At 70.8% G+C, this 25,133-nt stretch carries 28 protein-coding genes; 9 read left to right on the plus strand and 19 right to left on the minus strand.

Annotated features, from left to right (window positions below; all coding sequences use genetic code 11):
• Positions 1 to 253: 253 nt before the first annotated feature.
• The 3 genes from ACZ45Z_RS05970 (at position 254) to era (ending at position 2,595) form a co-directional block, all read left to right on the plus strand.
• Positions 254 to 1,081 (plus strand): helix-turn-helix transcriptional regulator, encoded by an 828-nt coding sequence (locus tag ACZ45Z_RS05970; RefSeq protein ID WP_468357387.1) that lies wholly within the window; start codon positions 254 to 256, stop codon positions 1,079 to 1,081.
• Positions 1,082 to 1,170: 89 nt separating this feature from the next.
• Positions 1,171 to 1,536, plus strand: a complete 366-nt coding sequence (locus ACZ45Z_RS05975) for a cytidine deaminase (RefSeq protein ID WP_468356726.1) — start codon at positions 1,171 to 1,173, stop codon at positions 1,534 to 1,536.
• 120 nt (positions 1,537 to 1,656) lie between these two features.
• Complete coding sequence (era, locus tag ACZ45Z_RS05980) at positions 1,657 to 2,595, plus strand: GTPase Era (RefSeq protein WP_468356729.1); 939 nt, start codon at positions 1,657 to 1,659, stop codon at positions 2,593 to 2,595.
• Positions 2,596 to 2,665: 70 nt separating this feature from the next.
• On the opposite strand, the gene ACZ45Z_RS05985 is transcribed toward era, so the two are convergent.
• The 4 genes from ACZ45Z_RS05985 to ACZ45Z_RS06000 all read right to left on the minus strand — a co-directional run bounded on the left by ACZ45Z_RS05985 (position 2,666) and on the right by ACZ45Z_RS06000 (position 6,846).
• Positions 2,666 to 3,901: an MFS transporter gene (locus ACZ45Z_RS05985; protein ID WP_468356732.1), complete on the minus strand. Its 1,236-nt coding sequence runs from the start codon at positions 3,899 to 3,901 to the stop codon at positions 2,666 to 2,668.
• Complete coding sequence (locus ACZ45Z_RS05990) at positions 3,898 to 5,304, minus strand: glycoside hydrolase family 1 protein (protein ID WP_468356735.1); 1,407 nt, start codon at positions 5,302 to 5,304, stop codon at positions 3,898 to 3,900. The genes ACZ45Z_RS05985 and ACZ45Z_RS05990 overlap by 4 nt, the downstream gene beginning before the upstream one ends.
• 81 nt (positions 5,305 to 5,385) lie before the next feature.
• On the minus strand, positions 5,386 to 5,652 hold the full coding sequence (locus tag ACZ45Z_RS05995; RefSeq protein WP_468356738.1) for a protealysin inhibitor emfourin: 267 nt from the start codon (positions 5,650 to 5,652) through the stop codon (positions 5,386 to 5,388).
• Between the two features lie 63 nt (positions 5,653 to 5,715).
• A complete protein-coding gene (locus ACZ45Z_RS06000; RefSeq protein WP_468356741.1) occupies positions 5,716 to 6,846 on the minus strand; it encodes a M4 family metallopeptidase in 1,131 nt (376 codons plus the stop codon).
• A gap of 326 nt (positions 6,847 to 7,172) precedes the next feature.
• On the opposite strand from ACZ45Z_RS06000, the gene leuA reads away from it, so the two are divergent.
• Positions 7,173 to 8,951 (plus strand): 2-isopropylmalate synthase, encoded by a 1,779-nt coding sequence (gene leuA, locus ACZ45Z_RS06005; RefSeq protein WP_468356744.1) that lies wholly within the window; start codon positions 7,173 to 7,175, stop codon positions 8,949 to 8,951.
• A 243-nt stretch (positions 8,952 to 9,194) separates the two neighbouring features.
• Positions 9,195 to 9,902 carry a TerB family tellurite resistance protein gene (locus tag ACZ45Z_RS06010; RefSeq protein WP_468357390.1) on the plus strand — a complete coding sequence of 236 codons (708 nt, stop codon included), beginning with the start codon at positions 9,195 to 9,197 and terminating at the stop codon, positions 9,900 to 9,902.
• A gap of 97 nt (positions 9,903 to 9,999) precedes the next feature.
• Here the strand turns inward: ACZ45Z_RS06010 and ACZ45Z_RS06015 are convergent, their stop codons facing one another.
• The 8 genes from ACZ45Z_RS06015 to ACZ45Z_RS06050 all read right to left on the minus strand — a co-directional run bounded on the left by ACZ45Z_RS06015 (position 10,000) and on the right by ACZ45Z_RS06050 (position 16,652).
• Positions 10,000 to 11,226 (minus strand): cytochrome P450 family protein, encoded by a 1,227-nt coding sequence (locus ACZ45Z_RS06015; protein WP_468356747.1) that lies wholly within the window; start codon positions 11,224 to 11,226, stop codon positions 10,000 to 10,002.
• Positions 11,151 to 12,569 (minus strand): cytochrome P450, encoded by a 1,419-nt coding sequence (locus ACZ45Z_RS06020; protein ID WP_468356750.1) that lies wholly within the window; start codon positions 12,567 to 12,569, stop codon positions 11,151 to 11,153. The genes ACZ45Z_RS06015 and ACZ45Z_RS06020 overlap by 76 nt, the downstream gene beginning before the upstream one ends.
• Entirely contained in the window at positions 12,566 to 13,138 is a 573-nt protein-coding gene (locus tag ACZ45Z_RS06025; RefSeq protein ID WP_468356753.1) for a GTP-binding protein, read from the minus strand. The genes ACZ45Z_RS06020 and ACZ45Z_RS06025 overlap by 4 nt, the downstream gene beginning before the upstream one ends.
• A 10-nt stretch (positions 13,139 to 13,148) precedes the next feature.
• Positions 13,149 to 13,511, minus strand: a complete 363-nt coding sequence (locus ACZ45Z_RS06030) for a DUF742 domain-containing protein (protein ID WP_468356756.1) — start codon at positions 13,509 to 13,511, stop codon at positions 13,149 to 13,151.
• Positions 13,508 to 13,936: a roadblock/LC7 domain-containing protein gene (locus ACZ45Z_RS06035; protein ID WP_468356759.1), complete on the minus strand. Its 429-nt coding sequence runs from the start codon at positions 13,934 to 13,936 to the stop codon at positions 13,508 to 13,510. The genes ACZ45Z_RS06030 and ACZ45Z_RS06035 overlap by 4 nt, the downstream gene beginning before the upstream one ends.
• On the minus strand, positions 13,933 to 15,393 hold the full coding sequence (locus ACZ45Z_RS06040; protein ID WP_468356762.1) for an ATP-binding protein: 1,461 nt from the start codon (positions 15,391 to 15,393) through the stop codon (positions 13,933 to 13,935). The genes ACZ45Z_RS06035 and ACZ45Z_RS06040 overlap by 4 nt, the downstream gene beginning before the upstream one ends.
• Positions 15,394 to 15,621: 228 nt before the next feature.
• Entirely contained in the window at positions 15,622 to 15,834 is a 213-nt protein-coding gene (locus tag ACZ45Z_RS06045) for a DUF397 domain-containing protein (RefSeq protein ID WP_468356765.1), read from the minus strand.
• Entirely contained in the window at positions 15,831 to 16,652 is an 822-nt protein-coding gene (locus ACZ45Z_RS06050; RefSeq protein WP_468356768.1) for a helix-turn-helix domain-containing protein, read from the minus strand. Before ACZ45Z_RS06050 ends, ACZ45Z_RS06045 begins: the two co-directional genes overlap by 4 nt.
• Positions 16,653 to 16,771: 119 nt before the next feature.
• Here ACZ45Z_RS06050 and ACZ45Z_RS06055 point away from each other — a divergent pair, with 119 nt between their 5' ends.
• From ACZ45Z_RS06055 to ACZ45Z_RS06070, 4 genes are all read left to right on the plus strand, one after another.
• On the plus strand, positions 16,772 to 16,969 hold the full coding sequence (locus tag ACZ45Z_RS06055; protein WP_468357393.1) for a hypothetical protein: 198 nt from the start codon (positions 16,772 to 16,774) through the stop codon (positions 16,967 to 16,969).
• Positions 16,966 to 17,193 carry a hypothetical protein gene (locus tag ACZ45Z_RS06060; RefSeq protein WP_468356771.1) on the plus strand — a complete coding sequence of 76 codons (228 nt, stop codon included), beginning with the start codon at positions 16,966 to 16,968 and terminating at the stop codon, positions 17,191 to 17,193. Before ACZ45Z_RS06055 ends, ACZ45Z_RS06060 begins: the two co-directional genes overlap by 4 nt.
• Positions 17,194 to 17,231: 38 nt before the next feature.
• Entirely contained in the window at positions 17,232 to 17,978 is a 747-nt protein-coding gene (gene recO, locus ACZ45Z_RS06065) for a DNA repair protein RecO (protein ID WP_468356774.1), read from the plus strand.
• A gap of 66 nt (positions 17,979 to 18,044) precedes the next feature.
• Entirely contained in the window at positions 18,045 to 18,860 is an 816-nt protein-coding gene (locus tag ACZ45Z_RS06070) for an isoprenyl transferase (protein WP_468356777.1), read from the plus strand.
• Positions 18,861 to 18,940: 80 nt separating this feature from the next.
• Here the strand turns inward: ACZ45Z_RS06070 and ACZ45Z_RS06075 are convergent, their stop codons facing one another.
• The 7 genes from ACZ45Z_RS06075 to ACZ45Z_RS06105 all read right to left on the minus strand — a co-directional run bounded on the left by ACZ45Z_RS06075 (position 18,941) and on the right by ACZ45Z_RS06105 (position 24,992).
• Positions 18,941 to 19,513 (minus strand): hypothetical protein, encoded by a 573-nt coding sequence (locus tag ACZ45Z_RS06075; protein WP_468356780.1) that lies wholly within the window; start codon positions 19,511 to 19,513, stop codon positions 18,941 to 18,943.
• 59 nt (positions 19,514 to 19,572) lie between these two features.
• Positions 19,573 to 20,016: a hypothetical protein gene (locus ACZ45Z_RS06080; protein ID WP_468356783.1), complete on the minus strand. Its 444-nt coding sequence runs from the start codon at positions 20,014 to 20,016 to the stop codon at positions 19,573 to 19,575.
• Positions 20,017 to 20,483: 467 nt separating this feature from the next.
• Entirely contained in the window at positions 20,484 to 20,840 is a 357-nt protein-coding gene (locus tag ACZ45Z_RS06085; protein WP_468356786.1) for a WXG100 family type VII secretion target, read from the minus strand.
• 583 nt (positions 20,841 to 21,423) lie between these two features.
• Positions 21,424 to 22,014 (minus strand): GTP-binding protein, encoded by a 591-nt coding sequence (locus tag ACZ45Z_RS06090; protein ID WP_468356789.1) that lies wholly within the window; start codon positions 22,012 to 22,014, stop codon positions 21,424 to 21,426.
• The gene (locus ACZ45Z_RS06095; protein ID WP_468356792.1) at positions 22,001 to 22,372 is read right to left on the minus strand and encodes a DUF742 domain-containing protein; all 372 of its coding nucleotides are present in this window, start codon (positions 22,370 to 22,372) and stop codon (positions 22,001 to 22,003) included. The genes ACZ45Z_RS06090 and ACZ45Z_RS06095 overlap by 14 nt, the downstream gene beginning before the upstream one ends.
• Positions 22,372 to 22,776 carry a roadblock/LC7 domain-containing protein gene (locus ACZ45Z_RS06100; RefSeq protein ID WP_468356795.1) on the minus strand — a complete coding sequence of 135 codons (405 nt, stop codon included), beginning with the start codon at positions 22,774 to 22,776 and terminating at the stop codon, positions 22,372 to 22,374. The genes ACZ45Z_RS06095 and ACZ45Z_RS06100 overlap by 1 nt, the downstream gene beginning before the upstream one ends.
• Complete coding sequence (locus ACZ45Z_RS06105) at positions 22,773 to 24,992, minus strand: sensor histidine kinase (RefSeq protein ID WP_468356798.1); 2,220 nt, start codon at positions 24,990 to 24,992, stop codon at positions 22,773 to 22,775. The genes ACZ45Z_RS06100 and ACZ45Z_RS06105 overlap by 4 nt, the downstream gene beginning before the upstream one ends.
• Positions 24,993 to 25,133: the final 141 nt, after the last annotated feature.

The following is a 25,133-nucleotide window of genomic DNA, read 5'->3' on the forward strand; positions in this document are numbered from 1 at the left end:
CGCCGGCGGGGACTTGGCCGCCGGCGGGCGCGGTCGGTCCGGCGGGGCGGGTCTTCGCGGTCGGCGCGGTGTCGGTGCGCGGGGAGGTGTCGGTTGGCATGAAAGGAGCTTGCGGCCGCGGAATACGCGGTGGGGAGCGGGAACTTATCGTGGTGTCCGCACCACCAGCCACGCCGACAGGGGGAGACACGTGGCCACGAGCCATGCCAGGGGCGACACCTCGCGCCGCCGTCAGGAACTGCGCGACTTCCTGATGAGCCGACGGGCCCGGGTCACCCCGGCCGAGGCGGGGCTGCCGGACGGCGGCCGCCGGCGCACGCCGGGCCTGCGCCGGGAGGAAGTCGCCGTCCTCGCGGGCGTCGGCGCGTCGTGGTACCAGTGGCTGGAGCAGGGCCGCGACATCACCGTCTCCCCGCAGGTGCTGGACTCCGTCGCGCGGGTCCTGCGGCTCAGCGGCGCCGAGCGGCGGCATCTTTACGTCCTGGCCGGCCTGAACCCGCCGCCGCGCCGGGACCCCGAGGAACTGGCCATGACCGATCTGTGCGGGGGCCTGCAACGGCTGATCGACGCCTGGATGCCGTTCCCGGCGCACATCATGGACCCGTACTGGAACACCATCGCCTACAACGACTCGGCGCATGTGGTCCTCGGCCACGGCCGTCCCGGCGTCTCGCTCAACTGCCTGATCGCCTTCTTCACCGACCCGGTCTACCGTGCCCGGGCCGCCAGTTGGGAGGCCAACGCCCCGCTCGTCGTCGCGCAGTACCGCGCCGCCTGCTCGGCGCGGCCGGGCGACGAGGGCTTCGACGAGGTGGTGCGCGAGGCGGCCGGGGTCAGCGAGGAGTTCGCCGCGCTCTGGGCGCTGGCCGAGGTGCGGGACGGCGGCCAGCTCCACAAGGAGATGGACCATCCGCTGGTCGGCGCGCTCCTGTTCGAGACCACCCAACTCCAGGTCCCGGTACGCCCCGATCTGACCGTCGTGCTGCACAATCCCCGCCCGGAGACGGACACCGCGGCGAAACTGGAGTGGCTCACCTCGCCGGAGGGACGGCGCGGCCGGATGTACTCGGTCGCGGGGTGAGGCGCGGCCTGTGACGTACGCCCCTTGGCCGGCCTGTGACGTACGCCCCTTGGACGCCTCTTGGGGAGGCCCCGCATATGCTCGCTCCCATGAGCGAAGCCGCACCGCTGGACCCCGAAGACCGCAAGATCATCACGCTCGCGCGCTCGGCGCGGGCCCGTAACGGCGTGCCCGAGGGCGCCGCCGTGCGCGACGAGACCGGGCGTACCTACGTCGCGGGCACCGTGGCCCTGGAGTCCCTGCGGCTCAGCGCGCTGCGGACGGCCGTGGCGATGGCCGTCGCCAGCGGCGCCACCTCGCTGGAGGCCGCGGCCGTCGTCACCGACGCCGAGAACGCCACCGACGAGGACCGCGCGGCCGTACGCGACCTCGGCGGCCCTGACACGCCCGTCCTGGTCGCGGGCCCCGACGGCACGCTGCGCACCACCGTCCCGGCGGGCGGTCCCCAGGTCTGACCCGGGTGGCCGCGCGGGCACCTCGTAAGCGGGTCCGGCCGCCCCCGGGCGGGGCCGTCCGGCCACCCCGGGCGCGCCTCGTGGTCGGCGGTGCCCCAGGGATCGGGGAGAATAGGCGCCATGAGCGTTCGTACAGACTCCTCCGCCCCGCACCGCGCCGGCTTCGCGTGCTTCGTCGGCCGCCCGAACGCGGGCAAGTCCACCCTCACGAACGCTCTCGTCGGCACGAAGGTGGCCATCACCTCCAACCGCCCGCAGACCACCCGCCACACCGTGCGCGGGATCGTGCACCGCCCCGAGGCCCAGTTGGTCCTGGTGGACACCCCCGGCCTGCACAAGCCGCGCACCCTGCTCGGCGAGCGCCTCAACGACGTCGTGCGCGCCACCTGGTCCGAGGTCGACGTGATCGGCTTCTGCCTGCCCGCCGACCAGAAGCTCGGCCCCGGCGACCGCTACATCGCCGCCGAGCTGGCCGGGATCAAGAAGACCCCCAAGGTCGCCATCGTCACCAAGACCGACCTGGTCGACTCCAAGGCCCTGGCCACCCAGCTCATCGCCATCGACCAGCTCGGCAAGGAGCTGGGCATCGAGTGGGCGGAGATCATCCCGGTCTCGGCGGTGGGCGACACCCAGGTCTCCCTGCTCGCCGATCTCCTCGTCCCGCTCCTGCCCGAGAGCCCGCCGCTCTACCCCGAGGGCGACCTCACCGACGAGCCCGAGCAGGTCATGGTCGCCGAGCTGATCCGCGAGGCCGCGCTGGAGGGCGTACGCGACGAACTGCCGCACTCCATCGCCGTCGTCGTCGAGGAGATGATCCCGCGCGAGGACCGCCCCGCCGACCGGCCCCTCCTGGACATCCACGCCAACGTCTACATCGAGCGCCCCAGCCAGAAGGGCATCATCATCGGCCCGAAGGGCAAGCGCCTGAAGGAGGTCGGCATGAAGTCCCGCAAGCACATCGAGGCGCTGCTCGGCACGCCGGTCTTCCTCGACCTGCACGTCAAGGTCGCCAAGGACTGGCAGCGCGACCCCAAGCAGCTCCGCAAGCTCGGCTTCTGACCCGGCTCGGCCGCCCGCACCGTCCCCGCCCGACGCCACGCCCCGTGGCTCACCGGGCGGCCGGCCCGCCCTACGCCACGCCCCGGATCCGCCGCACCAACAGCGCCCCCAGCAGCCCGATCGCCCCCGCCACCAGGTACAGCGTGCGGTAGCCGCCGAGGTGGCTCACGATCGGCGCGGCCAGCGCCGGGGCGGCAACCTGCGGCAGGGAGTTGGCGATGTTGATGACGCCCAGGTCCCTGCCCCGGTGCGCGGCGGCCGGCAGGACATCCGTCATCAGCGCGAAGTCGACGGCCGTGAAGACGCCGAAGCCGACGCCGAGCAGCGCCGCCGCGCACAGCGCCCCGGCCCAGGTCTGCCACACCGCCAGCAGCAGCGTCGCCACCGTCATGATCACGCCGGCCCACAGCACGAACGGCAGGCGCCGGCCGGCCCGGTCCGACCAGATCCCGCCGACGACGACCGTGCCGAGCAGGGTCACCCCGTTCACGGCGGTCAGGACCAGTACCCCGCCGCCCGGATCGGGCCGGTGCAGGGCGTCCCGCAGGTAGTACAGGAGATACAGCAGCGCCAGCGCGTTCCCCAGGTTGATCAGGAAACGGGTCAGCCAGGCCCAGCCCAGATCGGGATGCCGGCGCGGGCTGATCCAGAAGCCGGCGACGAAGCCCCGCCAGGTGAAGGCCGGTCGCCGGCCGGCCGGCAGGGCCACGTCCTTGTGCAGCAGTGCGTAGGGCAGGGCGGCCAGCACCGTGAACGCCGCACAGGCCGCGTATCCGGCCGTGATCCCGCCCGCCACGGTGGCCAGGGCGGTGCCGACGACCACGCCGAGGATCTGCGCGGCGCCCAGCTTGCCGCCCACCGCGCCCCGCTGCCCGTGCGGCACCCGGTCCGGCACCGCCGCCGTGATCGCCGCGAACGCCGCGTTGAGGGCGAGCTGCGCCAGACACCACCCCACCACCATGCCCGGCACACCGCGCGCGCCCGCCAGCAGCACCAGCGCCGCCGCCCCGCCCAGCACCCCCGCGACGATCCACGGCGTACGACGCCCGCAGCGCGCCGTCGTACGGTCCGACAGTGCCCCGCACACCGGGTTGGCCACCAGCGAGACGACGGCGCCCGCCCCCGTCACCCATGCCAGCACCGTTTCCTTCGAGGTCCCGGGCGGGGCCAGCGTGGCCGCCTGAAGCGCCAGCAGGACCTGGATCGGGCCGTACCAACCCACCCATATCGCGCCGTTCGCCAACGCCAGCGACGCCACCCAGCGACGGCCCACCCGCTCCGTGGGCTCCGCGGGGACGGCGGTCACCCCCGGCCTTGATCCGGCGCATCCCGCAACGCGCCGCGCAACGCGTCCCGCAACCAGTGGTACGACGCCTTGGGCGTGCGAGCCAGCGTCGCGTAATCGACATGCACCAACCCGAACCGCCGCGCGTACCCTTCCGCCCACTCGAAGTTGTCCAACAACGACCAGACGAAATAGCCCCGCACGTCGACCCCCGCGTCCATCGCCGCCCGAAGCGCCCGCAGATGCCCGTCCAGGAACGCGATCCGCTCGGCGTCCTCGACACCCTCGTACGAGCAGCCGTTCTCGGTGATCACCACCGGTGGCAGCCTCGCCCCGTACCGCTCCCGGAACGACAGCAGCAGCTCGGTCAGCGCCTCGGGCACCACCGGCCAGCCGAAGTCGGTCTTCGGATACCCCTCGATCTCCCGTGGCGCGAACGGCAGCCCGGGCGGCAACACGATCCCCGCGAACTCGGCGGCCGCCCCGCCCGCCTCCGCCGCTCCCGGATCCGGCGGGGCGCCCACCGACGTCGGTTGGTAGTAGTTGATCCCGTACCAGTCCAGCGGCTGCGCGATGACCTTCAGATCGTCCGCGACCGGTCCCGGCAGCAGCGCCGCCAGGTCCTCGTCCGGATAGCGGCCGAGCAGCACCGGGTCGGCGAACATCCGGTTGAGCAGCAGGTCGTAGAGGCCGGCCGCCTCGATGTCCGCCGCTTGCCCCGACGCCGCCCAGGTCGGCCCGTGGGAATTGGCGATCCCGATGTTGCTCGCCCCGCGCGCCCGCAGGGCCTGTACGGCCAGGCCGTGCCCGAGCAGTTGATGATGGGCCGCCGGTAACGCGTCGAACGCCAGCCGCCGCCCCGGCGCGTGCTGCCCCAGCCCATAGCCCAGCAGCGTCAGCTCGGCGGGTTCGTTGAGCGTGATCCATCGCCCGATCCGGTCCCCGAGCCGCCCCGCCACGACGTCCGCGTACGCGGCGAACCGTTCGGCGGTCTCCCGCACGAGCCACCCGCCGCGCTCCTCCAGCACCTGCGGCGTGTCCCAGTGGAACAACGTCGGCACCGGCTCGACCCCTGCCGCCAGCAGCGCGTCCACCAGCCGCTCGTAGAAGTCCAGCCCCGCCGCGTTGACCGCCCCGTCCCCCTCCGGGATCACGCGCGGCCAGGCCACCGAAAACCGGTAGGCCCCCACCCCGAGTCCCTTGAGCAGCGCCACGTCCTCCTGGTAGCGGTGGTAGTGGTCGGTGGCCACCCGGGCGTCCGTCCCGTCCTTGACCCGCCCGGCGCCCTCCACGAACACGTCCCAGGCCGACCGTCCCCGCCCGTCTTCCGCCACCGCGCCCTCGATCTGCGCGGCGGACGTGGACACCCCCCACACGAAGTCACGGGGGAAGCGGGGCAGGGGCGATACCGACTCCGTCGTCATGCCCGGGATCCTCTGTACCGTCGGTAACAGTGTCAAGGGGGCCGACTCGGCGTCACCGAACCGGCGTCACCGACCCGGCGCCTACGCCCCCTCCTTCAGCACCCGCCCGATCAACTCCCGCTGCGCGTCGGTCAATCGGGGGTCGGCGCAGTACACCGTCCGCCCGTCGACGGTGATCTCGTAGCTGAAGCCGTCCGCTACGCCGGTGGGCGGGGTGGTGGCGGCGGTGGCGAGGGCCTGTTCGGCGAGGGCGTGCCAGGCGGGTGCGTCGGAGCGGGTCGAGGTGTCGATCTCGGCCTGGCGCTCGATACCGGCGAAGCCGCCCGTGCGGCGGATGTGGATACGCATGAGGCCCTTCTACCCCGCTGGAGGCGCCGTAGGAGCGGGCGGCGCCTCCAGCGGGTGCGTCGGCTACTTCGGCGTCACCCCCACCTGCGTCCACGCCTTCACCATCGCCTCGTGTTCCGCGCCCGCGCCGAAGCGGGTCCGGGCGGCGGCGACGGTGCGGGCGGCGAACGTGGCGAAGTCGGCGTTCGCGGGGAGGTCGCCGCCGGTCAGCACGTCGTACCAGACCTGGCCGGCGCGCTCCCAGGCGTTGCCGCCGAGGGCGGTGGCGGCCAGGTAGAAGGCGTGGTTGGGGATGCCGGAGTTGATGTGCACCCCGCCGTTGTCCTGGCTGGTCTTGACGTAGTCGGCCATCTTCGCGGGCTGCGGGTCCTTGCCGAGGACGTCGTCGTCGTACGCCGTGCCGGGGGCCTTCATCGAGCGCAGGGCCTTGCCCGTGACGTTCGGGCCGAGCAGACCGGCACCGATCAGCCAGTCGGCCTCCTCGGCGCTCTGGCCGAGGGCGTACTGCTTGATCAGGGCGCCGAAGACGTCGGAGACCGATTCGTTCAGGGCGCCGGACTGGCCCTGGTAGTCGAGGTTGGCGGTGTACTGCGTGACGCCGTGGGTCAGCTCGTGGCCGATGACGTCGACGGGGATGGTGAAGTCCAGGAACAGGTCGTTGTCGCCGTCGCCGAAGACCATCCGCTCACCGTCCCAGAAGGCGTTGTCGTACTTCTCGCCGTAGTGGACGGTGGCGTCGAGGGCCAGGCCCGCGCCGTCGATGGACTTGCGGCCGTAGACCTTGAGGTACAGGTCGAAGGTGGCGCCCAGGCCGGCGTGCGCGCGGTTGACGGAGGCGTCCTGGGCGGGCCCGTCGGCCTCGGCGTGCACCTTGGTGCCGGGCAGGTCCTCCCGGTGGCCGGCGTCGTAGACGGTGCGCCGGGGCTTGTCGGCGCCGGCGGCCGGCGCGGACGGGGTGAAGGCGCGGGCGGCGACGCCCAGGCGGCGGGAGCGCTGAACGGCGTCGTGCTCCAGGGTGCGTCGGGCGGGCTCGTGCCGCGCGGGGTCGTCGGACTCCGCCAGCTTGTCCAGGACGTGCGGCGGGACGATCGTGCAGAAAACGGGAGTGTGGGGAAGAGGTGAGGTGGCCCGAGGGGAGGAGGTGACCGGTGTGGACGGCGTGGCCGAGGTGTCCGGCGTCTTCGAGAGGTCCATAACAAGACGGTGGCACTGTGTGACCTTCATGTCACTGCCCGCTGCTCAGATTCCTGAAAACGTGTGGTTGCTCGCACTTCGGCCGTTACGTCCGTCCGGTCCCGCATACTGATACGGACCGCCCATCACGGCGGACCTCGGCTAGGGTGCTGTGCATCATGCGTTTCGGGCTGCTTCTCCTTAGCTGCCGCGGCGAGGGCCTGTAGTCGTAGGCCGACCCCCTCCCCGCGGAGTTCGGTGTTGCGATCTTTTCGCCCCGTCGGCCTCTCCCGGCTCCCAAGGAGCAGGGGGAACCCCATGCGGACACACGAGGAGCCCCACGCATCATGACGAATCCGTCGAGCCCCGCTGAGAACGCCGTAGGCCGCCCCACCCCCGTCACCAACGCCACGCGGCTCCAGCGCCCCTCCGGGATGCCGATCCACAAGTACGGCCGCTACGAAGCCGTCGACATTCCCGACCGCACCTGGCCCGACAACCGCATCACCGCCGCGCCCCGCTGGCTGTCGACCGACCTGCGCGACGGCAACCAGGCGCTGATCGACCCGATGTCCCCGGCCCGCAAGCGCGAGATGTTCGACCTGCTGGTGCGCATGGGCTACAAGGAGATCGAGGTCGGGTTCCCCTCCTCGGGCCAGACGGACTTCGACTTCGTACGCTCGATCATCGAAGAGGGCGCCATCCCCGAGGACGTGACGATCTCCGTCCTGACGCAGGCCCGCGAGGAGCTGATCGAGCGGACGGTGGAGTCCCTGCGCGGCGCCCACCGCGCCACCGTCCACCTCTACAACGCCACCGCGCCGGTCTTCCGCCGGGTGGTCTTCCGCGGCTCCAAGGAGCAGGTCAAGCAGATCGCGGTGGACGGCACCCGGCTGGTCATGGAGTACGCCGACAAGATCCTCGGCGAGGAGACGATCTTCGGCTACCAGTACAGCCCGGAGATCTTCACCGACACCGAGCTGGACTTCGCGCTGGAGGTCTGCGAGGGCGTCATGGACGTCTGGCAGCCCGAGGCGGGCCGCGAGATCATCCTGAACCTGCCGGCCACCGTCGAGCGCTCGACGCCCTCCACGCACGCCGACCGCTTCGAGTGGATGTCGCGCAACCTGTCGCGGCGCGAGCACGTATGCCTGTCGGTCCACCCGCACAACGACCGCGGCACCGCCGTCGCCGCCGCCGAGCTGGCGATCATGGCCGGCGCCGACCGCATCGAGGGCTGCCTGTTCGGGCAGGGCGAGCGGACCGGCAACGTCGACCTGGTGACGCTGGGCATGAACCTCTTCTCCCAGGGCGTCGACCCGCAGATCGACTTCTCGCAGATCGACGAGATCCGCCGCACCAGCGAGTACTGCAACCAGATGGAGGTCCACCCGCGCCACCCCTACGCGGGCGACCTGGTCTACACCGCCTTCTCCGGCTCCCACCAGGACGCCATCAAGAAGGGCTTCGACGCGATGCAGGCCGAGGCGGCCGCCGCCGGCAAGACCGTGGACGACATCGAGTGGGCGGTCCCGTACCTGCCGATCGACCCCAAGGACGTCGGCCGTTCCTACGAGGCCGTCATCCGCGTCAACTCGCAGTCGGGCAAGGGCGGCATCGCCTACGTCCTGAAGAACGACCACAAGCTGGACCTGCCGCGCCGGATGCAGATCGAGTTCTCGCGCATCATCCAGGGCAAGACCGACGCCGAGGGCGGCGAGGTCACGCCGGGCGCCATCTGGTCCATCTTCCAGGACGAGTACCTGCCCACCCCGCAGAACCCCTGGGGCCGGATCGCGCTGCGGTCCGCGCAGAGCTCGACGACGAGCGACGGCACGGACGCGCTGACCGTCGAGGCGGTCGTGGACGGCGCGGACACCGCGCTGACCGGTAGCGGCAACGGCCCGCTGGCCGCCTTCATCGACTCGCTGGCCGCGATCGACGTCGACGTCCGCGTCCTGGACTACGTCGAGCACACCATGAGCGAGGGCGCCGGCGCCCAGGCCGCCGCGTATGTCGAGTGCGCGATCGGTGACAAGGTGCTGTGGGGTGTCGGCATCGACGCCAACATCGTCCGCGCCTCGATCAAGGCGGTCGTCTCCGCGGTCAACCGCGCGGGCCGCTGACCGACCGAGGTCAACCGCGCGGGTCGCTGACCCGCGCGGTCACGGCACCCCCGCCACCCTCACCGTTTCGGCCAAATCGACGGCACGCCCGCCCTGTTGGCGTGCCGTCGAGCACGGTTGTCCGATACGAGGTGCTGACGCCGCATCAACGATGTGGCTAACATCACGCCCATACGGCGACGGAGCCACAGGGGTGCCTCCCGTGTCTTGAGGGCTACCGGGGAGTTACGGAGGGCCGGCGTGATGCACAAGGTCTGTGTGATGGGCGTGCACACGTCCTGGCGTACCGTCGCCGACGGCGAGTTCTTCTGTCCGGACTGCGGCGGGGACCGCAACTACCTCCGTCAGGCGGGCCGCCGCCGGCTCACCGTCCTCGGCGTCCCCCTCCTCTCGCGGGGCGCCGCGGGCCCGGTCCTGGAGTGCTCCGCCTGCCACGGCCGCTTCGGCCTGGACGCCCTGGACCACCCCACCACCGTCCGCTTCTCCGCGATGCTGCGGGACGCCGTCCACACCATCACGCTCGCGCTGCTGGCCGCCGGCGGCACCTCCGCCCCGGCGGTGCGCGACGCCGCCGTCGCCGCGGTCCGCGCGGCGGGCTTCACGGACTGCTCCGAGGACCAACTGCTCACCCTCCTGGCCGCGCTCGCCGCCGACAGCGGCCGGCTGACCGGCACCTACGGCGCGGTGACCGGCGGCGACGGCGGTTCCGGCGGCCTCGACCCGTGCGGCACGGCGCTGGCCATAGAGCTCCACGAGTCCCTGGAGCCGCTGGCTCCCCACCTCGCCCCCGCCGGCCGCGAGGCCCTTCTCCTCCAGGGCGCCCGCATCGCCCTGGCCGACGGCTCCTACACGCCCGCCGAGCGCGAGGTCCTCACCACGGTCGGCGCGGCGCTGACGCTGCGCCCGGCCGACACCGAACGTCTGCTGACCGCGGCACGCACCCCGTCCTGAGGAACACCGCAGCCCCGGGGAACACCGCCGGCCCGACGCACGCCGACGACGACCGGGCCGCCTCCTACGCGGCCCGGTCGTCTTCGTGCGCCGGCTCTCAGGCCCGCGTCAACCGCACCGGCAGCGCCCGCAGACCGCCCGAGACGAAGCCGCTCGTGGGCTCCAACTCCTCGGCCGCCACGGCCAGTTCCAGCTCGGGGAAGCGCGCGAAGAGGGCCGGGAGGGCGATGCGCGCCTCCATCCGGGCCAGCGGGGCGCCCAGGCAGTGGTGGACGCCGTGGCCGAAGGCGAGGTGTTCGGTGGCCCGGCGCCGGATGTCGAAGTGCGAGGCGCTCTCGCCGTGCTGCTCCGGGTCGCGGCCGGCCGCCGCGTACGCCGGGAGGATCGCCTCGCCCTTGCGGATGACCTGACCGCCGGGGAGCTCGATGTCCTCGACGGCGAAGCGCAGCGGCAGACTGGCGATGCTGGGCGCCCACCGCAGCGTTTCCTCGATGACGTCGTTCCACGAGGAGCGGCCCGAAAGCACCAGTTCGAGCTGGTCGGGGTGGGTCAGCAGGGCGTGCACGGCGTTGCCGAGGAGGTCGACGGTCGTCTCGTGGCCCGCCCCGATGACCAGCAGCAGGGTGTCGAGCAGTTCCTGCTCGGTCATCCGCTCGCCCTCGTCGTCCCGCGCGGAGACCAGGAGGCTGGTGAGGTCCTCGGCGGGCTCCTTCCGCTTGGCGGCGACCAGGCCGCTGAGCAGCCCGTGGACGGCCGCGGCGGTCGCGCCGGCCTGCTCGGGGGTGGCCGTGGTGTCCATGATGGCCTCGACCAGGCGCGCCAGTTCGGCGCGCGGCTCGCCCTCGGGGAAGCCGAACAGCTCGCAGATGACCTGCATGGGCAGCGGATGGGCGAAGGTCTCCCGCAGGTCGACGACCGCGCCGGCGGGCAGCGCGGCGAGGCCGTCGAGGAGGTCCGCGGTGACCCCCTCGACGCACGGGCGCATGGCGTCGGTCCGGCGGGCGGTGAACGCCGGGGCGATCAGCTTGCGCAGCCGCCGGTGGTCGGCGCCGTACGCGGTGAACATGTTGGTGACGCCGATCCAGGACTGCAGCCAGCTTCCGCGGACCTCGCTGCGCTGCCAGGCGGGCCAGTGGTCCCGGGGGTTCTTCGACACCCGCGGGTCGGTCAGCAGCCGCTTGAGCAGGGTGTGGCTGGTGACGGACCAGGCTTCGATGCCGCCGGGGAGTTCGACCAGCGCCGCCGGGCCTAGTGCGCGGAGGCGGGCTGCCTCTGCGTGGATGTCGGCTCCGACCGGGTCGATGACGACGGGTGGCTGTCCCATGGCGTGGCTCCTGCCTGGTCGGGAGTGATGGGGGTGAAGCGGGCGGGGAGCGCCGCGAGGGCGCGGTGGAAGGCGCCGTTGCGCCACACCAACTGCTCACGGTCGACGGCGAGTTCGATGTCCGAGAGCCAGGCGGTCAGCCGCTCGATGGCGGTGGTGGCGATCAGCAGCGCGTCCCGCTGGACGGGGCAGGCGTGCGGGCCGGCCGCCCACGAGAGGTGCGAACCGCTGCCGGAACGATTCGGTCGCAGGGGGCCCACGTCGAACTGGCTGTTGGCGGCGGCGTAGGACACCATCACCAACTGGCCCTTGCGGATCCACGTGCCGTGGAAGAACACGTCGCGGACGGGGAAGTGCGCGGAGTAGTTGGTCAGCGGCGGGTCGTTCCACAGCACTTCGTTGATCGCGTCGTGCGCGGTCAGCGCGCCACCGGAGAGGGTGTTGTAGTAGCGGTCGTCGGAGAGCATCCGGGCGAGCGCGTTGCCGATGAGGTTGGCCAGCGGCTCGTTGCCGGCGCCCATCGTCAGGATGATGTTGTGGATCAGTTCCTCGTCCGACAGCCCGTTGGGGTGGTCCATGAACCACGAGGTCAGGTCCGGGCCGCGCCGCGCCTTCTTCGCGCCGACCAGTTCCATGATGTAGGTCGTGAACGCCTCGTTGGCGGCCGCGGCCTCCTCGGGGGAGTTGCCCTCCAGCATCCCGGCGATCGCCTCGATGAGCCGCTCGCTGTAGGAGTCGGGCAGCCCGAAGAGGTTGTTGAACATCAGCAGCGGGATGAGCCGGGCGTAGTCCGCGATGAGGTCCACCCGGCCCTCGGCGCCGAAGCGCTGGATGAGGGTGTCCGCCGCGTGGTGGACGCGGGCGCGCAGCTCGTGCGGTTCGACGAGCCGGAAGCTGTCGGTGATGACCTCGCGGTAGCGGTCGTGCGCCGGACCGTCGCTGAAGAAGACGTTGGGGCGCCAGCCGATCATCGGCATGATCGGGGAGTCGGGCGGGACGGTCTGCATCCACTCCCGGGAGTCCTTCGACCAGGTCTGGTCGTCGTGCAGCAGGTCCAGCGCGGCCCGGTAGTCGGTGACCAGCATCGCGGTCACGTCGGGGGCGATCTCGACGGGTGCGAGCGCGCCGTACCGGCGCAGGTGCTGGTAGAAGCGGTGCGGGTCGGCGGCGAAGTCCGGTCCGTAGAGCTTTACGGGTGCCTGGTTGTCGGGCTGGACCGGGGGCCGGCCGGCCGCTTGCCGCGGCGCGGCGTGGGCCGGGCAGCCCGCGGGCGGCTGGGGCACGTCCTGGACCGGGCAGCCCGGTGGCGGCGTGGCACCCGGCTGGTGGTGCGGGGAGGTCACGGGGTCTCCTGGGGCGTATGGGCCAGGACGTGGCCGACGAGCGCGATCAGCGCGTCGACGGACTGGTCCCGGTCGCGGGCGTCGCACAGCACGAGGGGCGTATCCGGGTGCAGGTCGAGGGCCTCGCGGAGCTTTTCGACGTCGTACTGCGGCGCGTCGGGGAAGGTGTTGACGGCGACGGCGTAGCGCAGCCCGGCCTCCTCGACGATGTCCATCACCTCGAAGGAGTCCGCGAGGCGGCGGGTGTCGGCGAGGACGAGGGCGCCCAGCGCGCCGCGGGCGATGTCCTGCCACAGGGGCCGGAAGCGCTTCTGCCCGGGCGTGCCGAACAGGTAGAGCACCAGGTCCCCGGGCAGGGTGAGCCGCCCGAAGTCGATGGCGACGGTGGTGGTGGTCTTGTCCCGGACCCCGGCGAGATCGTCGACGATCGCGCCGGTCTGCGTCATGACCTCTTCGGTGTGCAGCGGCGGGGTTTCGGACAGCGCCCGGATGAGGGTGGTCTTGCCGACGCCGAAGGGGCCCGCCACCAGGAGCTTGACCAGCGTCTGGTCGTCACCCGAGAGGTACATGTTGCCGGTGTTAGGACTTGAGAGAGCGGAGTCCATCGAGAACCCTCTCCAGGATCTGCCGGTCGAATTGCTCGGCTTCGGGAATGGGGACACGGGCGTGCAGACGGCCGGCGTCGACAAGGTCGGCGACCAGCACCTTCACCACGCTCACGGGCAGGTGGAGGTGGGCCGCGACCTCGGCCAGAGACAGCGCGCCGGGCTGGAGCAGCTCCAGGATCCGGTGCTCTTCCGGACGGACCTCACTGGTGATCGGCATCCCCGCGCTGTGCAGTAACGAGAGCCGGTCCAGTGTGTTGCGGCTGGGCCGGGCGCGTCCGCCGGTCGCCAGATAGGCCGGTACGAGGCGCCTGCCGCTGCTCTGGCGCGGGGTCATGCCGGGCTACCGAGATCCCGTGCCGGGCTGTTCATGACCTTCTTGCCGAGGGTCGTCACCTGGATCTGCATGTGATGCGCGACGACGCCCATGTTCACCTCCGGCCCGCAGAAGACGGCCAGGCAGGTGTTCTCGCCCGCCGGTATCGCGAAGACGAAGCCCTCGTCGGACTCGATGACGGTCTGCCGCAGCTTGGCGTCGTCCTGGCCGGCGAACGCCGCGGTCACCGCGCGCCCCGCCCCCTGGAGCGCGGACATCATGGCGGCCACGCCCTCGGCGGCGTCCCGCTGGAGGCCGGGCGAGCAGCCCTCGATGAAGCCGTCGCCGGAGATGACGGCCGCGTGGATCACGTGCGGCAGGTCGAGGAGCGGGGCCAGCACCCAGGACTTGTCCTCGGTGACACGGCGGCGGGTCGGGCTGTTCATGAGTGGGCGTTCCCTTCAGGACGGTGAGGGGGTTCTGTCTGGGCGGCGGCCGCCCGGCCGGATTCGGTGCCCTGCTGGAGCGCGGCCCAGCGGGTTCCGGTCTCCTCCGGGGACCGCTCGGGAGCCGGCTCGACGCGCGGCGCGGCGTCCTCGGGCTCGGACAGCGGCTTCCGGCGGCGCCGGCGCGGGAGTTCACCCTCGGCGGGCGCCGGGCCGTCGGCCGGGTCGGCGGGTACGTCCGCCCGGTGCCGGGCCGCGGCCGGAGCCGGTGCGGCACCGGTGGCGGTGGCGGTGGCGGTGGCCGGCGCCGCGGCGCCGGCCGGGAGGATGGGGGCGGACCGGTCCTGCGCACCGGAGTGGCGCGGCAGCGGGGCCATCACGGACATGGGCTGGGCGCTCTCGTCGAGGACGGTGAGGAGGGGGTCACCCGGGATGTACACGACCGCACGCACCCCGCCGTACGGCGACGACTCGACGTGCACTCCGAAGCCGTACTGGCGCACGAGCTGGCCGGCGGCCGCGAAACCGGACCGGGGCGGGTCGCCGAGCTGCGTGAGCAGCACGTCGTCGGAGCCGGACAGCAGCTCGGTCGCGCGCTTGATCTCGTCGTCGTGCATGCCGACGCCGTAGTCGTCGATGATGACCGAGGCGCCGCGGTTGCCCTGCTGGAGGGTGACGACGACGGGCAGCTCCTGGTGCGAGTGGTGCAGCGCGTTGGCCAGCAGCTCGGTGACGGTGATCGCGATCGGCTCGACGGCCCGGGCCACGACCGCCACCGGGTCGCGCAGTTGGTTGCTGACCTGGACGCGCTCGTAGCCGCGCAGCCGGGAGGTGGCGCCGACGACCAGCTCGGCGAGGTAGGAGTCCTCGCGGGTCAGGCCCGGCCAGGCGCCGCACACCACGCCGGTGGCCTGGACGCGCCGCAGCGCCTGCTCGTTGAGGAAGTCGGCGGTCAGCAGGTCCTGCGCCACGTTCGGGTCGTCGTAGCGGTGCTGCATCTCCTGGAGCGCCGTCTGGAGCTGGTAGAGCAGCGCCTGGATGGTGGTGGTCGCACCCCGCAGGGTGGACTGCGCGGCCGCGTCGACGCGCTGCCGCTCGGTGGTGACCGCGTCGCCGAGCTGGTCCAGGACGGCCGTCAGCGCGTGATCGGTCTCGCTGCCCGCGAACCGGGAGTCGAGCAGGCCGCGTACGGGCACGTGCGGGTGGGCGAGCGCCATCGTGAGGTCGGGGATACGGGCCCCGGCCAGGTGCCGGATCTCGGCTTCGGTGGCCCGCAGCCGGGCCGACAGCTCCGTATTGCTGTGAAGGGTGGCGCTGCTTCGTTCCTCGGCGGAGCTGAGACGCGCGCTCAGGTCCAGGCGCCGCTTACGGGCCCGGAACAGCAGCGCCGCCAGGACCACGGCGGCGGCCGTACCTGCGCTGAGGCACCACAACAGCGCCTCCGGTATGGATGTCATCGAGATCCTTGTGTGGGGTACTGAGGGGGGACGGCCGGCCATCACGGCGTCGGGCCGCCGATCATCACGCGATGCTACCGGGGAGTTGACGTCCCGTGAGGTGGAGTTCCCGGGCCGCGACTGAGAAGTACGGAAGGTCACGTTCCGCCCGCGATGACCGGACCGTAACGTGATGCGACCCCGCCATCCCAGGGGGGATGACGGGGCCGGTGGGTCGCTGAGGCCCGATCAGGCGCGCGGAAACGCCCCGCCCTTCACGCCGTCGATGAACGCGGTCCAGCCGGCGGCGGGGATGACCAGCGCGGGGCCGTGCGGGTCCTTGCTGTCGCGGACGGGGACGACGCCGGGAAGTCCGTCGCGGACCTCGACGCAGTTGTCCCCTGCGCCGCTGCTGTAGCTGCTCTTGCGCCACTGGGCGGTGGACAGGTCGTATCGGCTCATGTCGTCCTGTAGCTCTCCGCCGCCGACTCGATCATGGATAGGGACGCCTCCGGCGACAACGCGGCGGCCCTGAGGAGATCGTAGACCTCTTGAGCCTCTCTCACGATGGCTGGATCATCCAGCAGTTGGCCCCAGAACAAGCCCTCTGTATAGACGGTGGGTGGTGTGTCCTCGAACTCCATGACCCTGAGGGTCTTGTTCATGGCCGCGTAAGCTCCCTGTGCGTACGGGATCACCTGGATCAGCATCCGGTGGTTGCGCGCGACAGCCACGACGTGATCCAGTTGCTCGGCCATGCAGGCCCTACTTCCGACCGGGATTCTTAGCATCTGCTCGTGAACGATTGCCCAATACTCTGGCGGCGAGGGCGACTTGAAGATGTCTGCGCGCTCCAGCCGCGCTTTGACCCTCTCGTGCACGTAGCTGTCGGGGGCGAACGGAGTGGCTGCCACCACTACCGCGCGGGTGTAAGCGGCAGTCTGAAGCAATCCAGGTACGAGCACTGGCTCGAAATCGCAGATCTTGGTCGCAAGGGCCTCCAGCTCCGCAACGGCTGCGAAATAGTCGGTGAACCCCGAGACATCGATCAGCTTGCGCCACATCCGCTCGGAAAAACCGCCGGTTTGTAGCGTCTCGTCGATCCGAATCGCCACATCCAACTGAGGCTTACGGATCGCCTGCTCGAACTGGCCGATATAGCCGCCCGACACGAAGACCCGTAGGCCCAGGCTTTCCTGGGTCAAGCCGGCTTCCTCGCGGCGCCGCTTCAGCTCCGCGCCGAAGAACTCCCAGGCGGCCTGCCGTTGACCATTGGCCATGGACTAACTCCCTGACTGTACGCGGCGGTTGTAGTGCCCACCTCGTTGCGCAGCCTAGCTCCGCACCGTCACGCTCTGAATGCGAACGGTGAAAGATCTCACGGAAAGTGTGCATGGCGATGAAGCGGATCAAGGAAGTCGAAAGCGCGACGAGGGAATTGCGCGAGGCGCTCGCGCAGGCCGGCATCGTGCTGCCCTCGCTCGGCCCGGACCCCGTCTCGTGCGCCAATGAGGCGATGCTGCCGCTCGTCGAATTGGGGCGGTGCTCGATCGACGTGGCGCGGCGGCTGGCCGACGTACTGGTGGAGCGCGGGTGACCGGGCCGGAGGAGCCGGTGCCCGCCTCGTACGTCGTCGACACCCGGACCGGCCGGGTGGGCCGGGTGATGGGCCGGGAAGGCCCGTATCTCCTGCTGCGGCCGGTCGGGGGCGGGCGGGAATGGGAGTGCGCGCCCGGCGCGACCCGGTGCGCCACGGCGGGCGAGCGGCTGAGCGCCGCCACCGCGTACGCCAACGCGCGCAGCAGAGGGGAGCTGGCCTGAGGCGAGGCGGCGCGCGGTGATGCGCGAGAATAGGCCGTATGAGTCTGTTCCGCGACGACGGCATCGTGCTGCGCACCCAGAAGCTGGGTGAGGCGGACCGGATCATCACGCTGCTCACCCGGGGCCACGGACGGGTCCGTGCCGTGGCCCGGGGCGTGCGCCGGACGAAATCCAAGTTCGGGGCGCGCCTGGAGCCGTTCTCGCACGTCGATGTGCAGTTCTTCGCGCGCGGCGGCGAGCTGATCGGGCGCGGCCTGCCGCTGTGCACGCAGAGCGAGACGATCGCCGCGTACGGCGGCGGCATCGTCACGGACTACGCCCGCTACACGGCCGGTACCGCCATGCTGGAGACCGCCGAGCGGTTCACCGATCACGAGGGCGAGCCGGCCGTGCAGCAGTACCTCCTGCTGGTCGGCGGGCTGCGCACGCTCGCCCGGGGCGAGCACGCGCCGCACCTGGTGCTCGACGCCTTCCTGCTGCGCTCGCTCGCCGTCAACGGCTACGCGCCCAGTTTCGACACCTGTGCGAAGTGCGGGCTGCCCGGTCCCAACCGGTTCTTCTCGGTGGGGGCGGGCGGCGTCATATGCGGCGACTGCCGGGTGCCGGGCAGCGTCGTACCCTCCTCTGAGGCCATCGGCCTCCTGGCCGCGCTGCTCAGCGGCGACTGGGAGACCGCGGACGCCTGCGAGGCGCGGCATGTCCGGGAGGGCAGCGGGCTCGTCGCGGCGTATCTGCACTGGCACCTGGAGCGGGGGCTGCGTTCCCTGCGGTACGTAGAAAAATAGTCCGACCAGTCCGAGCCGAGATCTGACGAGATCCGACCGAGAACGCATATAGGAGACGTGGGCCGCATGGCACGACGCGGGATTCTGGGCCGTAACCGACGTGAGTACGACAGGCCCGAGCCGCACCCTTCGGGTGCGCGTCCGCCGAAGATCCCTGGGGAGCTGGTCCCCAACCATGTGGCCGTCGTCATGGACGGCAACGGCCGGTGGGCCAAGGAGCGCGGACTGCCGCGTACGGAGGGCCACAAGGTCGGCGAGGGCGTCGTCATGGACGTCCTCAAGGGCTGCATCGAGCTGGGCGTGAAGAACCTTTCGCTGTACGCCTTCTCGACGGAGAACTGGAAGCGATCGCCCGACGAGGTGCGTTTCCTGATGAACTTCAACCGCGATGTCATCCGGCGCCGGCGTGACGAAATGGACGCGCTCGGTATTCGTATCCGCTGGGTCGGGCGGATGCCGAAGCTGTGGAAATCCGTGGTTCAGGAACTCCAGATCGCGCAGGAACAGACCAAGGAAAACGACGCGATGACGCTGTATTTCTGCGTCAATTACGGCGGGCGGGCGGAGATCGCCGACGCGGCGGCGGCCATCGCGGCGGATGTGCGGGCGGGCAAGCTGGACCCGTCGAAGGTGAACGAGAAGACCGTCGCGAAGTACATGTACTACCCGGACATGCCGGATGTGGATCTCTTCGTCCGGCCGTCGGGCGAGCAGCGGACCTCGAATTACCTGATCTGGCAGAGCGCCTACGCCGAGATGGTCTTCCAGGACATTCTCTGGCCGGATTTCGACCGGCGGAACCTGTGGGACGCCTGCCACGAGTACGCCCGCCGCGACCGCCGATTCGGCGCGGCCCCCGCGGAGGACGACTCCGCGACGTAGGGATGGACGTAGGGATGTAAGGACGTAAGACGGGCGCGGCCCGGCCCCCCCCGGGAGTACGGGGAGCCGGGCCGCGGGCGTCAGGAGTGCCAGATCTCGCTGAGCCGCGAGACGTCACCGGAGCCGTTCAGGGTGATCTCGTAGATGTCGCCGCTGCACGCCAAGGGGGGCCTGACGCTCTCATGCCGCAGACAGGCCGTGAGGTGCTCGGTCCACTGGGCGACCGTCACCGTCCGGTGGTCGACCGCGCCGGTGGCCAGCTCGGCCGTGGCCTGTGAGGACAGCCGGTAACGCGCGGCCTTCCCCGTCCCCGCGTACCCTCCGCCGTTGGGATCGCAGGCGAACTCCGCTTCCTTGACGGGCAGCACCCCGCCGGACGGGGCGCCCGTGATCCGCACCATCCGGTGGCCCTTGGCCAGTTTGCGGGGCGTGCAGTCGGCGGTCGGTTCCGGGTCGACCGGCAGGTCCTTCACCGGCGAGGCCGAAGCCGAGGGGGAGGCCGGGTCGGACGGCGCGGACGCCGTGGCGGAGGCGGCCGAAGCGGACGGTGTGTCCGTACCCGGGGAAGCGGCCGGGTCGGTGCCCTTGCAGGAGGTGAGCGTGGCCAGGGCCGCGCCGAGGACGGCTGCGGTGAGCAGGCGGCGGGTGAACATGAGGGTGTTCTCTCTCGTGTGCGTTACGGGGACCGGGGCGCCGGAGACCGTGGTGCGGACTACAGGCCGTTACGGCGGTAGGGCACGTACGGCTTGCCGATCGACCTCTCGTGAGCGGCGTCGCCCGAGTAGTACGGGTAGGGGATGACGTGCGAGACGGTGCCCTGCGAGCCGTTGTCCTCCAGGGCGATGTACTTGGTGTGCGCCTCGTCGGCCCAGCCGCCGAAGACGACGGTGTGGTCGCCGGCGATCAGGGCGTCGCCCGGCTGGAGATCGTCCTTGGTGATCACGTGGGCGACGTCCTTCTCCATCAGGCCGTACGTGTTGAGCCCCGGCGGCTCCAGGCCCCAGGCGGCGGAGACGAAGCCCGAGCAGTCGTCCCGGTAGCCGTTGGTGGTGGCCGACTGGCTGTAGCCGATCCGGTGCTCCACCCGCTCCAGGGCCCGGTCGATGATGTCCTTGCGCTCCTTGGGGAGCCCGGAGGCGTCGGGGGCGTCCTGCACGCCCGCACCGGTGGTGGTGTGGTGCTTGCCCGGCGACCAGGCGTCCCAGTCGCCCTTCGTCTCCCACTTGCCGTCGCCGTGCCCCTGGGCGGGGGCCTGCCCGGTGCCGCCACCGCCCGCACCGCCGGTGCCGCCGGCGCCACTGCCCGCACCGCCGCCACCGCCCCCGCCGCCTCCTGTGGAGCCGGCGCCGTGCGAGGTCCGGGAAGTTGCGCGAGCGGTGCGGTCGCGAGGTCGATCCCCGCCGCGGTGACCAGCGTCTGCTTGATCTCCCCCAGCCGCTGGTTGAGTTCCTGCATCCGCCGGCTGACCGCGTGCCAGTCCTTCTCGATCTTGGCCAGCTCCGCCACCTCGACACCGAACGTGTCGCCTGCCATCTGTCACAACCCCCGTGATGTGTGTTGAACGCGAAGAACCCAGCGCGAAGCGCCCGTCGCGCCCGATGGCGACGGGATGTTGACGAAGTGTCAGTAGACCTGGGAAAGCCGGGTGACGGCCTTGCCCAGTGTGGAGAGATCGTCGGAGATCTTGTTCATCTCCTTGACGCGGCCGTGTGCGACGCTGGTGAAGGCGTCGGATGCCGGGCCGTGCCAGGTGAGGTGGTCGAGGGCGGTATTGATCTCTTTGGTGAGTCCGTCCAGTTCGGAGCTCAGCTTCGTCAGCTCGCCCGCGATCTTCTGGAGGTCCGCCTCGCCGCCGCCGAACATCTGGGTCAGCACCCAGTGCGCGATCTCGGCCGGCGCCATCATGACGTCCTTGCCGATCTCGACCACGTCACCGACGAGCTTCTTGCCGTCGTCCCAAAGCTCGCCGATAACGCCCATTGCTACCCCCCGGTACGTGCCTGATGCTCCGTCAAGAATATCAGCGGCGTGTACCTGTCATGCGTGGCAGCCATCGCCTACCAGGCCGCACTCCACCTCGCCGGCATCCTCATCCGGACCCGACGCTGACCATGAAATTCTGGCCCACAGGCCCCACCAAGCGACTGATCAGGCAGCGCCCCTGTGTGCCGTCCCCGAACCGCTCACCCGCGCACGGACCCCCACCTCGACGCGCGCCGAAGAGACCGCCTCGGTGGAGTCCTGCACGAATACCGACACGCAGCCTGAGCTGCACGGATGGGGTTTTCGGCAGGCGCAATGCGGGGTGGCGTCGATGCTCACCTACCCCTTGTGAGTCAAGCCGCCCCGTAGTGGTGGGCGCGCCCGCCCCGCCCTGTCACCCCACACCGGATCATCGAGCAGGCCCGCCGCATCCGGCAGTCCGGCTCGACGCAGGAACTCCAAGAGGTCGGTGTCGTCGTGCGCGAGGCCGTCCGCGCGCGGTGACGCGACGCCCGCGCGGCGACGGCGGCCCGTTTACAGCCCAGGGTGACTGAGCGGCGTCTCGGGCGCGTCGCGGGTGTCAGCCGGTCGCCGCGACCCCGGCTTTGATGATGAGCATGTCGAGAAGCGCGAGCAGGGCACCGCGAGCTTCGTCACGGGAGCGGGCATCGAGCATACGGATGGGTGTGTTCGGGTCACGCAGATGCAGCGCCGCCCTGATCTCCTCGGCGGTGTAGGGCTGTTCGCCGTGGAAGCAGTTCGCGGCGACCACGAACGGAAGCCCTCGGTTCTCGAAGAAGTCGACGGCCGGGAAACTACGGTCAAGGCGTCGTGTGTCAACAAGGACGATCGCACCGAGTGCCCCGTTCAGCAGGTCGTCCCACATGAACCAGAAGCGCTCCTGGCCAGGTGTGCCGAACAGGTAGAGCACGACCTGTGCGTCGGTGAGGGTGATGCGGCCGAAGTCCATCGCGACGGTGGTAACCGCCTTGGACTCGATGCCGTCGAGGTCATCGACGCCGACGCCCGCGCTCGTCAGCCGCTCCTCGGTGCGCAACGGCTCGATCTCGGAGACCGTCTCGACCAGGGTCGTCTTGCCGACGCCGAACCCCCCAGCGATGAGGATCTTGACGGGGGCCGCTTCCTGGGCAGGGGTGTCATATCCGGGCAAGGTTGTCCCTGATTCTCATGAGCAGGTGGACATTGGTGGTCTCGGTCCCTTCAAGGGGCGACCGGTGCTCGATCAGCCCCCGATCCGCGAGTTCGCCGAGAAGAAGCGTCATGGGAGTGAGGCGGATGTGCATGCGCGCCGCGATCTCGGCGACCGCCAGGCCGCCCGGAGGCGAGCACATCGCGAGGATGGCCTGCCACTCGCTGGGCAGAGCGCGGTGGCCGTCCGCGACGGCCACCGCCGTGATCGTGGTGTCCATGGTGAGGGCGGCGTGTGCAGCCGCCGTACGTCCATCAGTCAGCGCGTACAGCCGCGTCCGGCGGCGGCCTCCCTCTCGCGGCCCAGGCTCGTCCGCCATTACGACCGCTGCGCCTGGCCGCGCTCAGGCGTGCTCAGCCACTCACCGAGCGCCTGGGCGGTGCGCACGGCTTCACCGCCCAGCTCCCCTAGCCGCGCATTGCGGGAGGTCACCACGATAAGCGTGCTGCCCTCCCCGCACCCGACGATGCAGAGATAGCTGTCGTCCATCTCGACCAGCTGGCGGATCACCCGGCCGCCGTCGACCTCCCTGGATATCGCCTTCATCGTGGAAGCGATACCGGAGGACGCGGCGGCTATGCGCTCCGCCTGGTCCCGTTCCAGTTCGTACGAGCTGAGCTTGATCCCGTCGTTGGACAGGAGTACGGCTCCCTGGATGCCGGCGATCCTGCTCAGGTTGTTGTCCAGGACGCTGTAGATCATGTCGTTCGTTGTCGTCGTCATGGCTGATCCTGTCGGAGTTCTTCTTCCACTGTCTGAGTCCCGTGTTCGTAGTCCGCCCAGGCGTCGGCCACTTCTTCGGGTGTCGCCGTGTCCTGATGGACGGCAGTCTCCGGTGCGTGTGGCGCGCGGAGCTGCTCGGTGATGTGAGCCTGCGGGACCCGCTCGGGGAGGGCCGGCTTCGCGTCACCGTCCCGTGTCACGGGAGGGACCGGCGGCTTGCTCTCCACCGGCCGCTCGGGCGAGCGCTCCGGCGTCCTACGGCCGGCCGGCCCGGTCTTCGTGTGCAGGACCAGCTCGGGCTTGCGTTCGTCGAGCGGGCCCGGTGCGGGGGCGGGCGTCGCCGCCGCACGCGGCGCTTCCTTTCCTGCCCGGACCGGTTCGGTCGGCACAAGGAGTTCCTCGGGAAGGATCACCACGGCCGACGTCCCCCCGTATACCGAGCGGCGCAGCGTCACTGTGGCCCCGAGCTGTTCGGCGATGTGGCCGACCACGAAGAGTCCGAGCCGGTGCGCGTTCTCCGCCAGGACGGAATACGGCGGGGCCGAGTGCAGACGCCCGTTCATCTCCTCGTAGGTTGCGGCGGTCACCCGAGGCCCGCGGTCCTCGATGTCGACCAACAGCCCGTCTGTCACCAGTTCGGCACGGACGACCACCTTCGACCGCGGCGGGGAGAACCGGGTGGCATTGTCGAGGAGTTCTGCCAGGAGGTGGCTGATCTCGCTGATCACCCGCGGTGCCACGCTGATCTCGTCCAGGGCCTGGCGCTCGATCCGCCGGAAGTCCTCGACTTCCGCGGCGGCTTCGCGCAGCAGGTCGGCGACACGCATGGGCTCGGTGTGCGGATCGGGGATCTCCCCACCTGCCAGGATGAGCAGGTTCTCGATCTGCCGCCGCATACCCACCGTCAACTGGTCGGATCGCATCAACCGGGCGAGAAGCTCCTCGTCGTGACCGAAGGCGTCCTGCAGTTCGTCGGTGAGGGCCAACTGGCGGCTGACCAGGTTTCCGGTGCGCGAGGCGATGCCCGCGGCGAACATACCGAAGCCCTGACGCTCGGCCGCGAGCTGCGCATGCCCGTCGACGGATACGGAGACGACCCGGGCGAACGCGTCGCTGATACGTCCGACCTCGTCCTGGTCTCCGCTCACCGCGGGCAGCGCATCGTCGTCGACGGGCTGCCCGCGCTGGAGCCGGGCCACGACCTCCGGCAGCGTGTCCTCAGCAATGGCCACCGTGCGTTGGTGCAGACCGCGCAGGCGGCGGAGCACGGAGCGCGTGGTGAGCACGATGACGGCAGCGATGGCAAGGAGGGCTGCGCCGTTTCCGACGATCAGCCAGAGGACCTCGGTCTCCAGCTGCGTGGCCTTGGCGTCGGCGTGCACGAGTAGTGCTCGCGCCTGTTTCGCGTCGAGCGCGGCAACGCGCGCCGCGAACTTGTCATACGCGGCCCGCCAGGCGTCGACCTCCTTGGGCAGCTTGATGCCGGACGCGGTGTTCTGGTGGCGGGAGATGACCGCGTCCTCGATGCGGACCTTCGTCTTCCAGGCGCCCGAGGCGATGACCTGGTCGTAGGCCGCTCTCTCCTCGGCCGTCAGATACGGCGCGACCCACTCGTCGTACTGGTACCGCTGGGATCCGACGGAGTTGACGAATTCGGCGAACCCGGAGGGGCTCAGCCGCCTGGACGGCCCGGCCGTGGCGAGGATGGTGGTCTCGCGCGCCACCATCTCGGACACCGTGAACACCGTGACGACCACGCCGCTCTCCTGGATGAGCTCGGCGTCTTCCGCATGGCTGAACTCGTTCTGGTACACCCGGATGATGCGGTCGACGAGGTCGGAGTAGTAGCCGATCGTCCGCTCCGCGCCTCCGCTGCGGGCGTCCGCGCGCTCGCGGTACGCGGCCAGATCCGCGAGGCTGTGCTTCAGCTCCGCGACGTAAGGTTCGTCCTCGCGCCCGGTCGCCGCCAGAGCTGCGTCCGCCGACCGGCGGAACTCGTCCGCGGCCCGGTCCGTGGCCGCGCGCCGCTCGCGTAGCTCGTTCTCGGACACGGAGCCGCCCGCCCACCGTGTGGCGGTCATCGTCCGCTCAGCCTGCACTTTGACCATCAGCCTGGTCAGGGGTACGTCGGTCCGCTCACCAACTGCCACATCAGCGCGCAGGCGCTCCGACTGGTGCACCAGCCGCTGTGCGGTCATGACCACTTGGGCACTCATCGCCAGAATAGGGACGATTGCCAGCCAAATGAGCAGCGTACGCAGGCGCAGGGTACGCCGCCGACGAGTCGTCGACTGCCCTCGCGTGCCTTCGGGTTCTATGGGAGACATCAGTCCTCGGAGAGCGGGGAAACAGTGGGG

The sequence above is a fragment of the Streptomyces sp. NPDC031210 genome (assembly GCF_055570395.1).